We start from the raw sequence: 14,116 nt of genomic DNA on the forward strand, positions 1-14,116 counted from the left end.
CGTTATGACAGCAAAACACCGTTTCCCACTCTGCCGGCTTCCGCTCTGGGCGGCTCTGCTGGTGCTTGCCTGTGTACCCCTGTCCCAGGCCCAGGAGACCACCGACGAGCCGGACTCTGTGGCGATGAGTGTCGAGGAGCTTCGCAAGCAGGTGATCGAACTGAACCGCGACCTGTTTGTGCTGGAGGAAGACCTGCTGTTTCCCGCCAGCACCCAGTTTGCGGTGTTCCTGAGCGTGGAAACCGGCGAGTTCCTGTCGCTGGATGCAGTCAAGCTGAAGGTGGATGACGAGGTGGTCGCCAGCCACCTTTACACGGTCCGCCAGGTGGATGCCCTCCGTCGGGGCGGCATGCAGCGCCTTCACATGGGCAACCTGAAGACCGGTGAGCACGAGGTCACTGTATTCGTGGACGGTATCGGCCCCGAGAACCGCCCTTACCGCAAGGCCGCCACCTACCAGCTGGACAAGGGTACTGGCACGGCCACCCTGGAAGTCCGTATCCGCGACCGCTCAGCGGACTACCAGCCCGCCGTTGAACTGGTGGAATGGGAGTAACCGTGGGACCTGCCATGAGCCGTAGCCGGCTTGCCGTGCGCATTCGCCTGGCCACCCTCGGGCTGATGGTGGGTGCGTCCCTGGGTGTGTCCGCCGACAATGGCGAGGCGCCCACCCGTGCCCAGGACCCCGATTGGGGCGAAGTGCTCTACGACTACTACCAGGGCAACGCCCTCGATGCCCTGACGCGTCTGGCGGTGGCCCGACAGGAAGGCGGCATTGACGGCCATGGCCAGCATCCGGCGCTGGTGGAAGGTGGCCTGATGCTGTCCTGGGGCATGCTGCGGGAGGCCCGGGACCGGTTCCAGCAACTGCTGGATGACTCCGTGGATGTGCGCCTGCGCAACCAGGCCTGGTTTTACCTGGCCAAGGTGTTCTACCTGGAAACGGACCATGACAGTGCCCGCAACGCCCTGGCCCAACTGGATCAGACCGTATTCCGGGAACAACAGCCGGAACTCTACCGTGAATCCCTCTACCTGCAGGGTCAGATTGCCCTGAAGGACCAGCTCTCCGGGGAAGCCCCGGAACTGGCGGGTATCCTGGACGACTTGCCGGACGACAGCCTTTTTTCCGCCTACCTGCGCTATAACCGGATACTGGTCGGCGGCCCGGACCACCGGGAACAGGCGCTCGAGGCACTGGCCAGCGATCTGGACGATGATGACTGGCAGGATGCCCGGCAGGGCGAGCGCCAGGCACTGCAGGACCGCATCCGGCTGACCCTGGCGGCGTTACGCTACCAGTCAGGTGAGCACAGTGAGGTGCCAAAGGTGCTCGCCGGCATCGATGATCAGAGCCTGTTCGGGGCACGGGCCCGCCGCCTGGAAACCCTGTCCGCGGAGGGCGAGGACGCCGAGCAGGTGCTTGCCCACTGGGCCGCCATGGAAACGGGCGAGGCATCGCCACAACAGATGGCCCTGGTACGGGGCGTTCTCCATGAGCGGGCCGGGCGTCGGGAACAGGCGCTGACCGCGTACCGGGACGCCGCGTCCTATTGGCAGGATCGCTACGATGGTGCCGCGGGCAGGCTGGTGGCGCCAAACCAGGACGACCTGCTCGCCGCCGTGGTGTTTGCCTCGGAAGAACAGGGCAGGCAACGCTGGCTTCCCGGCACCACGTTGCTCGAGTTTCCCGAGTCCATCGTCACGGATCCCTATGGTCGCCTGGAGGTCATGCCGGCCCCTGACGCGGGTGAAGACGCCGCCGGACTGGCAGAGCTGATTGCCGGGGAGTCCTTCCAGCGGGCCCTCAAGGATTTCCATGAACTGAACCAGATGGCCCGCCTGCTGGAATCCGGAGACCAGAAGCTGGCCTCCTTTAACCTCATGCTGGAGACCCGTCGCCAGCAGCGCAGCGAACGTATCCGGCAGACCCGAAAGGCCCTGGCCGGCATTGAGGATGACCAGTGGTTCCAGCGCCAGCAGGCCTTTCATGAACAGGTGGGCAGAGCCGAATCGGAAGAAGATGCGGCTTTCTTCATGACCCGCGAACAAAAGGCGCTGAGCAAACGACTGGAGCGCGCCCAGGCGAGGCTTGCCCGGCTGCCGGATGACGAACGCACGGCGGAGCAGCGCCGCAAGCTGGAACGGGTCGCCGCTTCACTGACCTGGCAGCTGGTCGATGACTACGGTCCCAACCGCTGGCAGGTGCGCAGCGAACTGAATCGTCTGGATGCCGCCCTGGACGAACTGACCGCCCGCAAGGCCCGCCTGGAGCAGGAAATGGCCAGCCCCGGCGCGTTGGGGGAGCTGTCGGCCCGGGTGGAAGAAAGCCATGGCCGTCTGCGGGGGCTTACCGGGGCCATTGCCGATGCCCGGAACGATGCCCGCAACCAGCTGCTGGCACAACTGCGTGACCACTACCGTCGTGACCAGCAACAGGCCCATCGTTACCTGTTGGCGTCACGGCTGGCGGAGACCCGCCTGCTGGATCAGCAGTACCGGGAAGACCGGAATTCCCTGGAGGCCTCGCCGGAGCAACTGGCTGCCACCCTCGACCAGCTGATCACCCGCTACCGGGAGCTGCTGGTGCTGCTGGACGATCCTGAAGCCCTGCATGCCACCCGATACCGGCTTCACGACCTGATGTTCATTGAGGCCGAGGGTCGCTACGCGGACACTGCCGAAGACACCTTTGATCCGGTTATTGCCGGTTACCAGGCGTTGTTGAAAGATAATCCGGGGCATGCGGATAACCACCGCATCCGCTACCAGCTGGCACGTATCTACGATCTGAGGGGCGACCGCGACGCCCAGCGGCAGGAACTGGAAACCCTGATTGAACAGCACCCGGACTCGCCGCTCTGGGTCGAAGCCCAGTTCCGTCGTGCCGAACTGCTGTTCATCGAAGGCGACTATGCGGCGGCGGAGACCGGCTACGCTGCCGTGATCCGCGCCAGCGACGGCTCTGAAGACGAACGCCAGCAAACCTTTGCCAGTCATGCCTTCTACATGAAGGGCTGGTCCGAGTTCCGCCAGGGCGACTACGACACTGCCGTGGTCAGCTACAGCCACGCCCTGGACCGGCTGTTGCCGGACAACGCCACCCCCGGCGACCTGGACCGACAGCACCAGACCCTGGTGGAGGACCTGTTCCGGGTGCTTGGCCTGTCTTTCTCTTACCAGGGCGGGGCGCCCGCAGTGGCCGACCTGTTTGAACGTATTGGTCCCAGGCCCTGGGAACCTGTCGTCTACGAGCGTTACGCTGAACAGCTTCAGGGCCGGGAGCAGTACACAGACGCGATTGGTGTCTACCAGCAGTACATCGACGCCCATCCGTTCAGCGAACAGTCGCCCCACTATGCGGTTCGCATCATGGATATCTACCGCGACGGCGGCTTCCCCGAGGCGGTGCCACCGGCCCAGGCACGCTTCGTGGAACAATACGGTGTCCGCAGTGCTTACTGGCAGCAGGCGCCGGATACGGTACGGGGTGCTATCCGCGACCAGTTGATCGTGCTGCTGCCGGAACTGGCCAACCGCCATTACCTGCAGGCACAGGACGCCACTGATCCGGCAATCCGTGACCAGCAATACGATATGGCCGCCACTTTCTACCTGGATTTTGCGGATACCTTCCCGGACCACCCGAAGACGCCGGAGATGCTCTTCCTGCTGGCGGAGACCCGTCTGGCCCAGCAGCAATGGGGTGCCGCCATCGAGATCTTCGAGCGGGTGGCTTACGACCACGGCCAGCATGACCGGGCCGCCGAAGCAGGCTATGCCGCCATCCTCGCCTATCGGGAATCGGGCCTGACCGACAATGCCGATGGCCCCTGGCCAGATCTGGAGCAACAGAGCCGGATCCGTTTTGCCAGCCGATTCCCGGATGACGAACGGGCCGAAGCCATTCTCTACAGCGCTATCCAGTATGAGGCTGCGGCCGGCAACCATCGCGGTGTGCAGGAACTGGGCGACCGGTTGCTGTCCTGGCAGCCACTGCAGGATCCCACCCTGGCACTGGAGACCCGTCTGCTGCAGGCCCAGAGTTATTACGACACCGGCGACTACCGCAGCGCCGAGCAGGCCTATACCGGTGCCCTGGCGGATATGCCGGCGGACGATGGGCGTCGCAGCCAGTTGCAGGACAGCCTGGCAGCCTCAGTATACCAGCAGGGTGAGCAGTTACTGGAAGCCGGTGAAAAGCAGGCTGCGGTCACTGAATGGCTGCGGGTGGCCCAGTCTGCGCCCGGTACCGAAATCAGTGCCCGCGCCCGCTACGATGCGGCAGGCCTGCTGCTGGATATGGGGGATTACGATGACGCCCTGATGGTCATGAACGACCTGCGGACGGATCAGCCTGACCACGAGCTGACCGCGCAGCTGCCCGCTCGCATGGCCCTGGCCTACCGGGAGACCGGGCAATGGCAACGGGCCGCCGAGGAACTGACCATCCTGGCAGACCGTAGCACCGACCCGGACACACAACGGGAAAACCGCTGGCTGGCGGCGGAACTGTATGACCGGGGCGGTAGCGAGGCCGAGGCTATCGACGCCTACCAGCGCTACGCCCAGCAGTGGCCGGACCCCGTGGGGCCCTATATGGAAGCCGCCAACCGGCTGGCGGAGCTCCATGCTGAGCGGGGCGATGGAGACAGCCGCCAGTACTGGCTGCAGCAGCAGATTGCCACCGCCGATCGCCTGGGGGATTCGGCCACTAACCGCACCGCCATGCTCGCCTCGGAAGCGGCCATTACCCTGGCCGATCAGTCGCGGGCGGATTTTGAGGCGATCCGCCTGGCTCCGCCCCTGCAGGATAACCTGCGGGCCAAGATGGGGGCGCTGGAAGCCGCCGCCGATGGCTATGAGAAGGCCGCCGCCTATGGCCACGAGGATTACAACAGTCAGGCGGGGTATCGTCTGGCGGAACTCTATCGCACCCTGGCCAACGACCTGATGAACTCGGAACGGCCCGCCGGCCTGAGTGACATGGAGACCATGCAGTACGAACTGCTGCTGGAAGAGCAGGCCTATCCCTTCGAGGACGACGCCATCGCCATCCACGAACAGAACATCGAACAGACCCGGGATGGCCACTACGACGCCTGGATCCGCCGCAGCTTCGAGGCTCTGGGCAAGCTGTTGCCCGCCCGCTACCAGAAGCCGGAACAAGCCGGAGGAGCTGTTCATGAACTGGAATAAACCCAGGCACCTGAGCCTGCTGCTGGCGGTAGCGCTGGTAGCCGGCTGTGCCACCGCACCGGACCGGGATCGTCGGGAAAGCCGTGGCGAGTCCGCCATCTCGCCGGAATTCCGCAACCAGTTCCAGCAGGCGGTGGCGCTGATGGATGAGGACCCGTCCCGGGCCCGGCAGGCATTGCAGCGCCTCCACCAGGCGCAGCCGGACCTGACTGGCCCGCTGCTGAATCTGTGCATTCTCGACTTTCGCGACGATAACACCGATGCCGCCCGGGCCTGCTTCGAGCAGGTGCTGGAACGGAACGCAGAACAGCCGGATGCCCTGAATCACCTGGGGGTAATGGCCCGCAAGGCGGGAGAGTTTGGCCAGGCGGAAGACTACTACCGGCGGGCCCTGACCGCTGATCCGGACCACCTGCCCAGTCTGCGCAACCTGGGCATCCTGCTGGACCTCTACCAGGGGCAGCATCGTGAGGCACTCCGACTCTATGAGCAGTACCAGACCCTGCTGCCAGAACCGGACCCGATGGTGTCGCAATGGGTAGCGGATCTCAAAAACCGACTTTGACGGCACTTATGAGTGACATGACCAGCTTCAAAACACAAAAGCGGGAAACCCGGCACAGTCGTCGGTGGCGGTTATCGGTAACCTTGCCCGCATTGATGGTACTGGCGACCGCGCCGGCCTTCGGGCAGCAGGGTAATGACCAGGGCCAGGTGGTCACCCTTGAAGGCACCCGCATCCAGGGCGAACAGGAACTGCCCACCGTGCTGTACCTGGTGCCCTGGCAACCGGTTGCCAGCGAGGGTCCGGCCCCCATGGAACGCCGCCTGATGACCGGGGAAACCCCGGCACTGGTGGAGCGTGGGGACTTCAGGCGGCGCCTGCGGTACCACCAGACTCAACCCGAACTGACATCAGACCAACGATCACAGGATATCCAGGAGTAACCCACCATGATCGAATCCTTTGCTGGCTTCTTCCAGGACGGCGGCCCTTTCATGGTCGTTATTGCCGTGGTTCTGTTGATCGGGCTGATTGTCTCGGTGGAACGGTGGCTCTACCTGACCGCCCAGAAGCACGTGAACCGCCGGGACTTCCGCAAACTGCATGAGATGCTGCACCGCAAGGACCTCAAGGGCGCCTTGAACTATGCCCGGGATTCCGGCAGTGCCATGGCCACCATGATTGGCGCCGGCCTGTTGCGAATGGCCCGCAAGCAGCCACGGGAAGATATCGAGTACGCCATGGAGGAAGGCTTGCTGGAAGTGATGCCCCGCCTGGAAAAGCGCACCCAGTACCTTGCCACCCTGGCCAATGTGGCCACCCTGCTGGGGCTGCTGGGCACCATTTTCGGGCTGATCGACGCCTTCACCGCCCTGGGTGGTGACGAGGCCGCCGGCAACCGCCAGGCCATGCTCTCAAGCAGTATTTCCCTGGCCATGAGTACCACCGCCTTCGGCCTGATTGCCGCCATTCCATTGCTGCTGATCCACGCAGTGCTGCAGACCAAGACCAACGAGATCGTGGACAGCTTCGAAATGGCCGGCATCAAGGTGCTCAACCTCATCAGTGACGCCACTCCGGCTACCGCCACCGCTTCAGCGCCGCGCAGCCCTCAGCCGACTGCCGCCGCGGGCCCCCGCCCCAACTGAGGTCGCCCCGGATGTTACCCGTCAGGAGAAGGCCATGAGGCGCAGACATCGCCGGCTGACAAGTGAAGCGGATCTGGACGTCACCCCGTTCCTGAACCTGATGATCGTGCTGGTTCCGGTACTGCTGATGAGTGTCGTGTTTGCCCGCACCACCATCATTGAACTCAATTTCCCCCGCAGTTCCGGCGCCGCGGCCGAGGAGCAGGTGGTGCGCCCGGTGGTGCTTATCCATGGACAACAGTTGACCGTCACCGACAGTGAAGGCCATGTGCTGCGCGAGATTGCGCCGGTAACCGAGGATGAGGGGGAGGCAACGGCGCCGGACTATGATCAGCTACAACAGGTCATGAAGGCGCTCAAGAAGCGCTGGCCGGAGCAGGAGGATGTGACCGTCAAGTCCAGCCCGGATACCCACTACCAGACCCTGATCACGGTGATGGACACGGTGCGCTCATTCCAGGCCGTGGAAGTCACCAGCCTGGTGGAGGTGAAGCTCTTCCCCAATATTTCCGTGGGCGATGCGCCAGACTATCAGGTAGGGGAGGTGACACCGTGAAGGAATCCCCACGGGCCCGCCGGCTCAGACGCCACCAGCGCCGTACCAAGAACCAGGGCAAGCTGAACCTGGTCTCGCTGATGGATATCTTCACCATCCTGGTGTTCTTCCTGATGGTGAATTCATCGGCGGACAATCAGCTGATCAGCGACAACCCCGAGATCGTGCTGCCGGAATCCACGTCCCAGCAGGCCCCGGACGACGCCCCGACGCTGATCGTCACCGGCCATAACGTGTTCCTCAACGGCCAGCTCATCATAACCCGGGCGGCCCTGGACGCCACCGAAACCGCGGCGGTACCGCCGCTGACCCAGGCGCTGAAGGCACTGGAGGTTCCGGGCCGCAATGACGCCGGCTCGCTACCGGAGGGCGACACCGGAGCTTTGGCTGGCTGGCCGGTCAATATCCTGGCGGACCAGGAACTGCCCTATGAGGTGCTGCGCAAGCTGATGGCTTCCTGTACCGAGGCAGGCTATTCGGCCATCTCCCTGGCGGTCACCCAGAAGACTCCGGAGGGTGTGTAATATGGCTGCCAGCCGCTATGGACTGCCCTGGGAAGAGAACCACAGCGAACGCCGACGCCTGAGAATCATCAGCTGGATACTGGCGCCGCTGTTCCTGGTGGCGATTGTGGTACTGGAATTTATGCCGATTCCTGAGCCGCCACCGAAGGAGAAGGAAGAGCCGGTACAACTGGCCGAGCTGATCCTGGAACCGGAGCCTGAACCTGAACCCGAGCCAGAGCCAGAGCCGGAACCTGAGCCTGAACCGGCAACCGCAACACCGGAACCGTTGCCACAACCTGAACCGGCCCCGGCGCCTGAACCGGAACCTGAGCCTGAGCCAGAACCAGCGCCAGCACCCGCGCCGGCGGAGCAGACCGCCGCCGCGCCCGAGCCGGAGCCCCCCAGCCCGCAGCCCACGGAAGAGGAGCAGGCCCGGGAGACCGCCCGCAATACCGGTATCATGGCCATGAGCAGCGAGCTGTCGGCCCTGCGTGATCGCTCCGGCAACACGTCGTTGCAGGGGCCAAGGACGCGCAGTGACGAGCCGGCAGCGACCAACACCGACCGGGTGGCCCAGCAGGCCAGTCGTCAGCGGTCCCAGGGCGTGTCAGACCACCAGGCGTCAACCCGGACACGGGACGTGGCACTGCAGGATCGCCAGCAGGCCCAGGTGCAGGCGCCGCGGGAGACCGCTTCGCCACAGCGTTCGCCGCAGGCAGAACCGGCGCCTACCACCAGCCGGCAGGTAAGCCGCAGTAGCGCGGAAGTGCGTCGGATCATGGATGCGAACAAGTCGGCGGTATTCAGTATCTACAACCGCGCGTTGCGCCGGAATCCGTCCCTGCGTGGCACCGTGACACCGGAGCTGGTGATCGAGGAGAGCGGCGCCGTCTCCAGCTGCCGGATTGTGGAATCGTCCCTCAACGCGCCCGCGCTGGAGGCAAAGATCTGCGCCCGCCTGCAACTGGTGAACTTCGGCGAGAAGGATGGGGCAGAGGCTACCCCTTACCGCTACCCGATCGAGTTATTGCCGGGTTAGTCCTGGGTATTAAACCCTGGTTGGTCGCGATAGTGGTCTGCGGGCGGATCGATTGACTTCTTACCCATATTACTATTCCATGACGTTGGTCGAATGGATGATTCGGCCAAGGCAGGACGCAAGAGACCACACTACAAGGACGACAGGGATGTTTCTCAAAGACCCCATTGAAATTGGGGCCCCGCTTAATCGTATCTACGTTTTCACTCGTTGGTACCGGGGCAATGATCCGTTTGGCCGCAACCACCTGGCATTTATCCACGATCGCGCTTATGCCACCGAGTCTTTGCGCAGGCTGGTCCACTACCAAGGCAATGATCCCTTCAGCTACGGTTTGTACGACGTCTGGCAACTGGTCTACCAGAAGCCCTGGATCCGCCCCGGCAATATCCAGGAACTGATCCGGGACCTTGCCGACAAGATCCACCGTGGCGAGCTATTCGTTTATGAGGAGCGATCGACTCTGGTTGAGGCCATTGCCGGTGCAGGTAGCGCGCCCTTTGCAGCACCATCGGTACTTGAGCCAGAACCGAAACAACAGGCGGATCAGCCACGTACCCAGGCAGTATCAAGTCGCCCCCCGGCTGCTCAGGACAAGATCGTTCCAAGTGGCTTTGATGCTCCCCCTGCCGTTCCTGGCGCACAGGTTCCCAAGACTGAAAACCTGAACCCGGTAGGTGCCGAACCCCCCAAGCCTAAAGTACGGGTGGAGGCTGGCGTCTTCTTCGATGGAACGGGGAATAACCGGGGCAATATCCAGAGCTTCCAGGACAAGATCGACGAATGCCTCGCAGCCTATGAGACCGAAAAATTGTCCGAGGACGAATGCAATCTGATCGTTTCCCAGCATTCAGGAGAGAGTTACCTGGGCGCGGAAACGAACGTGTCCAAACTGGAATATTTGTATCTGAACGAAACTAAGTCTGAGGGGAATCAGACAACACATTCGCTGTCGGTTTATCTGCCTGGTGTCGGGACGAAGACAGGTGATAGAGATTCAGGCATCGGGCTGGGGACAGGGCTTGGCGGACAGGGATTGTTTGCAAAAACTGAGCTGGGAGCCGAGCGTCTTACAGAGAGTTTAGGGGAGTTGGGAGAGGAAAAAATCGACGAGCTTGTTCTGGATGTCTTCGGCTTTAGTCGCGGGGCCGCCACTGCTCGCCATTTCGTCAATGAAGTGATTGCCGGTGGGAAAGAAACACGGGTTTTGATCGACGACGCATTCCCCGTGAGCAGAAAAGTTATTGTTCGTCCTGATGGGGTGCTGGGCAAGGCCTTCCATGACGCAGGGCTCCCTTGGCCGGAGACGGTTACCATTCGCTTCCTGGGTATATTTGACACGGTTGCTGCCATTGCCGACGTTACCAGTTTCGATTTCTCTCCCGCCAATGAGTCTAATGACCCCGCTAACATTCACATTTCCGCAGATGCGGTTCAGCATGTCGCACATTTGACCTCAGAGCATGAGCGGCGGAAAAATTTTGCTTTGAACAGCCTTCGTGGCGACTCCGGTAATTTACCGTCGCATTTTGGCGAATGGGTCTTGCCCGGCGTGCACTCGGACCTCGGGGGAGGCTACAGGGACCGCTGGCTGGAGGACGTTATTGTACGTCCCCCGGTTATGGCATTTGGGCCCCACGCGCCAGAGCGGAGGGAGATCGAGCAGCAACTGGCTGCTGTTGAGCAGGAAGGATGGGTCGGCGAGTATAACCTGGAGGGAAAGTTCGAGATCAGGAGTGCACCCGTGCCAGGAAACATGGGGAAGCAGCGTCTGAGCCTCTGGTTAACCCGTGAGGTTAGGGGTGAGTATTCAAGGATTCCTCTCCATGTCATGCGCGAACTTGCTGTTAGGAAGGGGGTGCCCCTGAGGCCAATAACTGAGGACATGGAGAGTATGTTGATCCCGAGCGAGCTTTCAGAAATCGCTACGGCAATAGAGGCCCACGTTCTTGAGGGAGAAACGTTGGCTCTGGAAGACGATAAACGGGCTTTGCTGAAGCAGCGCTACATCCACCATTCAGACCATTACGGGGCCATGGGCCCGATGTATCCCTTTGAGGCTGCTCCCGGGCGGAAACGAGTGATTTATAATAACAAGGAGCTTTAGTCATGAGGGTAAACCTACGAATCTGGCTGGTGATACCTTTTTGGTTACTCCTATCTGCCTGCTCGGAATGGTCTGCACCCAAGTGGGACAGGGCCGTCAACTGGGACATAGAAGTCGTGGCCCCTGCGCATTACGAAGTCTGGGTAAGCAAATTCATCATCGAATCCGTGTCTGAGGATATTGGCTGGAGCGCCCCGATCGGCACTCTCGGCTGTTGCTGGAAAGCCCCACGTGGAAAAAGCGCCGAGTGGTATGCTATGCCAGAGCAATTCATCGTCCAATGGTTCTCCTTTGCGGAAGAGACCTCCTATCTGGCGCTCATCGAGCTTGAAGACCCGGAAGGGCTCTTTGAGAAGATGCAGGAACCCGCGCCCTATACGTGGCGTGGAGAAGAACGGAACATGCCGAGGTACAACCTGGTGCTGGGGCTGGCCCCGGGCGGTCAGGTCGTTATGTGGATCATGAATCAGAAAGAAACGGCCATAGAGGTTGGGCGCTATCAAGCCCAGGAAATCCCCCGCCCATCCGGTTACCACAAGGAAATCGCCGATGAGTATCGTCGAGAGCACGGTGCTTATCTGGAAGAGCACGGTTTGCAGCTTGATAAGTGGTAGTACGCCGGCTGCTCAGGCAGTGGTTTCGGTGTCCCGCTCATCCTGATCACTGGTGACCAGCCGGTTACGGCCGCTTTGCTTGGCCCGGTACAGCGCCTTGTCTGCCTGCTTCAGGATCTCGTCCAGGGTTTCTCCGGGCTTCGCCAGGTGACCACCGACACTGATGGTGACCGGCATACCCATGGCGTTGCTCTGGGTCTCCACATGGCTGCGAACACGCTGACCGATGTGGTTCAGGGTATGGCTGTCACAGGGCGAGAGGATCACCACGAACTCGTCGCCGCCCCAGCGCCCGGCCTGATCGTAGGGGCGCAGGCTGGCCCGCAGCCAGTGGGCCACGTCGCAGAGAATGGCGTCACCGCTCTGGTGGCCCTGCTGGTCATTGATGGTCTTGAAATGGTCAATGTCGAGCCATAGCACCCCGAAGCCATTGCCTTCCCGGTTGGCCCGCTCGATCTCGGCGGCGAACAGTTCATCCAGCGCACGGCGATTACCCAGCTCGGTCAGCGGGTCTCTGCGTGCCAGCCGGTGCAGTTCCCGGGTGCGCTCGTCCACCTGTCCCTGAAGGTCCTCAGTGGAGTCTTTCAGGCTGGCAGTCATTTCCTCGAAATGACTGCTCAGGCGACCGATCTCATTATCGGGTTTGGGCAGCGGCGGTAACCGGAAGTTGCCTTCCCGAACCTGCTTCACAGCCCCTTCCAGGGCCATGACCGGGCCAAGTACCCGACGGCTGATCAACAGGTGGAACAACAGCAGGGTGATCAGCAGAGTGGCCAGGAAGACGCCCACCAACGGCCACAGATAGCTGACTGGTAGCAGTGTCTGCAGATCCAGCAGGGTGATTTCGAACCAGCCTATGGCGGGCAGGTAAGCCACCCCGGCCAGATGCTTGCGACCGTCCACCGTCACAAAGCTGCTGGCGACCTTGCCCTCCTCGCCGCCGCTGTTCTTGAGCATCTGCAGCATGCCCAGTACCTTTTTCTGGTCGTCCGGGTTATCGAACAGCAGATCAACGGTGTTCTTCTGACCCTCGGGCTTGATGATGCTGGCGAAATCGATGTAGTTGCGGTCGCGGTAGAGCTGGATGGCACCGTTGTAGTCCACGAACAGGGTGGTAATGCCGTCCTGGTTGATGTCCACGATGTCCTGAAGAAAGCGGTCCAGCTCCATGCCGGTACCGACCATACCCAGTATTTCGCCATCAGGACCGCGCATGAGCACGTCAATCCAGAGCTTGGTAACGCCCAGTTCGGTGTCCGGGTTGACGTTGAGATGGAAGTCCCGGCCCTCATCGATCAGCTGGTAGAACCAGGCATCGTCCGGATCCTGCGGGTCCAGCACGTAGCGGAACTGCTTGCCGGCGAATTCATTATCGGTATTGTTGAAGTAGTAGTGGCCATTCTCGAGCAGGGCAACGAAATAGCTGTTATCGCGGAAATTGGCGCGAAAGCTTTCCATCTGGCGGATAGCGGCGTCTTCCAATGCCGGGTCGTTCGGTGACAGGGCCCATTGTATCAGGGTAGAAGAGTCCGCCATCTGGCGGGCGAGGCCAATCTCCCGTTCCAGTGACTGTAACAGCCGGGCGCTGTCATAACGGACCTGGATCTCCGCTACCTGCTGGCCCCAGCGCTCAATGATGTCCTCGGACAGAGCCCTGTATGACAGCCAGGTAGCCAGTGAGGCCACCAGGATAAGTGCAGAGACAAGGCCCAGAATGCGTGTCTTGAGGCTCAAGGCGATTTCCTTGCGGATTGGACCAGAACACCCGTTCAGCTCAGGTAGGCGATCAGACGGGTCACAGGGAGATCATAAACTACTCCCTGATCAAATCGTAGTCGCAGTTTTCTTCGCCTGCCACGTTCCGCACGCCCCTCGCCCCCGCTCCCAGCTGATGACGGCCGGGCAATCAGTTGTGTTCGGCAAACACCCTGGTCTGGCCGGCTTCGTTGAACAGCAGGACCTGGTAGTGATCCTTGCGATCACCGATTTCCATGCCCGGTGAGCCCATCGGCATGCCCGGGGCGCTCAGGCCATGGGCGCTGGGTTGCTCTTCCATCAGACGGCGTACATCCGCTGCCGGCACATGGCCCTCGATGACGTAGTCACCGACGAACGCCGTATGACAGCTGGACAGTTGCGGGGTCAGGCCGGCATCCATTTTCACCTGGTTCATGTTATTGGTGTCGGTGACGTCCACCTCGAAGCCGTTTTCTCTCATATGGTCCACCCAGTCACCGCAGCAGCCGCAGGAGGGTGACTTGTAGACTTTCATGGTCAGGTCATCTTCCGCCCAGGCGGCCTGTCCGGCGGTCAGGGTGGCAGCGAGGCTCAGGGCCATTGTCAGTTTCTTCATATTATCGTCCTCAGTGATGATCGTGTTGTTGGTTGCCGGCGTCGCCGGATCCGGAAAGCCAGAACCACCAGACGATGGCGCCCATTAAA

12 protein-coding genes are annotated in these 14,116 nt (G+C 61.7%); 10 read left to right on the plus strand and 2 right to left on the minus strand.

From position 1 onward, the window contains the following. Window positions 1–4 precede the first annotated feature (4 nt). The 10 genes from ACFOZ5_RS02825 (at window position 5) to ACFOZ5_RS02870 (ending at window position 11,674) form a co-directional block, all read left to right on the plus strand. On the plus strand, window positions 5–556 hold the full coding sequence (locus ACFOZ5_RS02825; protein ID WP_379885296.1) for an AraC family transcriptional regulator: 552 nt from the start codon (window positions 5–7) through the stop codon (window positions 554–556). 14 nt (window positions 557–570) lie between these two features. After that, entirely contained in the window at window positions 571–5,199 is a 4,629-nt protein-coding gene (locus ACFOZ5_RS02830; RefSeq protein WP_379885297.1) for a tetratricopeptide repeat protein, read from the plus strand. Further along, a complete protein-coding gene (locus ACFOZ5_RS02835) occupies window positions 5,186–5,764 on the plus strand; it encodes a tetratricopeptide repeat protein (RefSeq protein ID WP_379885298.1) in 579 nt (192 codons plus the stop codon). The genes ACFOZ5_RS02830 and ACFOZ5_RS02835 overlap by 14 nt, the downstream gene beginning before the upstream one ends. A gap of 17 nt (window positions 5,765–5,781) precedes the next feature. Further along, window positions 5,782–6,147, plus strand: a complete 366-nt coding sequence (locus tag ACFOZ5_RS02840) for a hypothetical protein (protein ID WP_379885299.1) — start codon at window positions 5,782–5,784, stop codon at window positions 6,145–6,147. A 6-nt stretch (window positions 6,148–6,153) separates the two neighbouring features. Then, window positions 6,154–6,852: a MotA/TolQ/ExbB proton channel family protein gene (locus ACFOZ5_RS02845; RefSeq protein WP_379885300.1), complete on the plus strand. Its 699-nt coding sequence runs from the start codon at window positions 6,154–6,156 to the stop codon at window positions 6,850–6,852. A gap of 34 nt (window positions 6,853–6,886) precedes the next feature. Then, complete coding sequence (locus ACFOZ5_RS02850; protein ID WP_379885301.1) at window positions 6,887–7,408, plus strand: ExbD/TolR family protein; 522 nt, start codon at window positions 6,887–6,889, stop codon at window positions 7,406–7,408. Next, window positions 7,405–7,932, plus strand: coding sequence for an ExbD/TolR family protein (locus ACFOZ5_RS02855; RefSeq protein WP_379885302.1), 528 nt, complete (start codon window positions 7,405–7,407; stop codon window positions 7,930–7,932). Before ACFOZ5_RS02850 ends, ACFOZ5_RS02855 begins: the two co-directional genes overlap by 4 nt. Window position 7,933: 1 nt before the next feature. Further along, window positions 7,934–8,953, plus strand: a complete 1,020-nt coding sequence (locus ACFOZ5_RS02860) for an AgmX/PglI C-terminal domain-containing protein (protein ID WP_379885303.1) — start codon at window positions 7,934–7,936, stop codon at window positions 8,951–8,953. A 148-nt stretch (window positions 8,954–9,101) separates the two neighbouring features. Then, on the plus strand, window positions 9,102–11,060 hold the full coding sequence (locus tag ACFOZ5_RS02865; RefSeq protein WP_379885304.1) for a T6SS phospholipase effector Tle1-like catalytic domain-containing protein: 1,959 nt from the start codon (window positions 9,102–9,104) through the stop codon (window positions 11,058–11,060). Between the two features lie 2 nt (window positions 11,061–11,062). Beyond that, window positions 11,063–11,674, plus strand: coding sequence for a DUF2931 family protein (locus ACFOZ5_RS02870; RefSeq protein ID WP_379885305.1), 612 nt, complete (start codon window positions 11,063–11,065; stop codon window positions 11,672–11,674). 12 nt (window positions 11,675–11,686) lie between these two features. Here the strand turns inward: ACFOZ5_RS02870 and ACFOZ5_RS02875 are convergent, their stop codons facing one another. Continuing rightward, complete coding sequence (locus ACFOZ5_RS02875; RefSeq protein WP_379885306.1) at window positions 11,687–13,408, minus strand: diguanylate cyclase; 1,722 nt, start codon at window positions 13,406–13,408, stop codon at window positions 11,687–11,689. Between the two features lie 172 nt (window positions 13,409–13,580). Further along, on the minus strand, window positions 13,581–14,027 hold the full coding sequence (locus tag ACFOZ5_RS02880; RefSeq protein ID WP_379885307.1) for a DUF411 domain-containing protein: 447 nt from the start codon (window positions 14,025–14,027) through the stop codon (window positions 13,581–13,583). Window positions 14,028–14,116 lie beyond the last annotated feature (89 nt).

The organism is Marinobacter lacisalsi (genome assembly GCF_042651045.1).
Taxonomy (GTDB): Bacteria; Pseudomonadota; Gammaproteobacteria; order Pseudomonadales; family Oleiphilaceae; genus Marinobacter; species Marinobacter lacisalsi.

Excerpts from the sequence above, each read along its gene's own strand:
- ACFOZ5_RS02860 (WP_379885303.1), top strand. The coding sequence starts at position 7,934 with ATGGCTGCCAGCCGCTATGGACTGCCCTGGGAAGAGAACCACAGCGAA.
- ACFOZ5_RS02865 (WP_379885304.1), top strand. The coding sequence starts at position 9,102 with ATGTTTCTCAAAGACCCCATTGAAATTGGGGCCCCGCTTAATCGTATC.
- ACFOZ5_RS02825 (WP_379885296.1), top strand. The coding sequence starts at position 5 with ATGACAGCAAAACACCGTTTCCCACTCTGCCGGCTTCCGCTCTGGGCG.
- ACFOZ5_RS02870 (WP_379885305.1), top strand. The coding sequence starts at position 11,063 with ATGAGGGTAAACCTACGAATCTGGCTGGTGATACCTTTTTGGTTACTC.
- ACFOZ5_RS02850 (WP_379885301.1), top strand. The coding sequence starts at position 6,887 with ATGAGGCGCAGACATCGCCGGCTGACAAGTGAAGCGGATCTGGACGTC.
- ACFOZ5_RS02835 (WP_379885298.1), top strand. The coding sequence starts at position 5,186 with ATGAACTGGAATAAACCCAGGCACCTGAGCCTGCTGCTGGCGGTAGCG.
- ACFOZ5_RS02845 (WP_379885300.1), top strand. The coding sequence starts at position 6,154 with ATGATCGAATCCTTTGCTGGCTTCTTCCAGGACGGCGGCCCTTTCATG.
- ACFOZ5_RS02840 (WP_379885299.1), top strand. The coding sequence starts at position 5,782 with ATGACCAGCTTCAAAACACAAAAGCGGGAAACCCGGCACAGTCGTCGG.
- ACFOZ5_RS02880 (WP_379885307.1), bottom strand. The coding sequence starts at position 14,027 with ATGAAGAAACTGACAATGGCCCTGAGCCTCGCTGCCACCCTGACCGCC.
- ACFOZ5_RS02830 (WP_379885297.1), top strand. The coding sequence starts at position 571 with ATGAGCCGTAGCCGGCTTGCCGTGCGCATTCGCCTGGCCACCCTCGGG.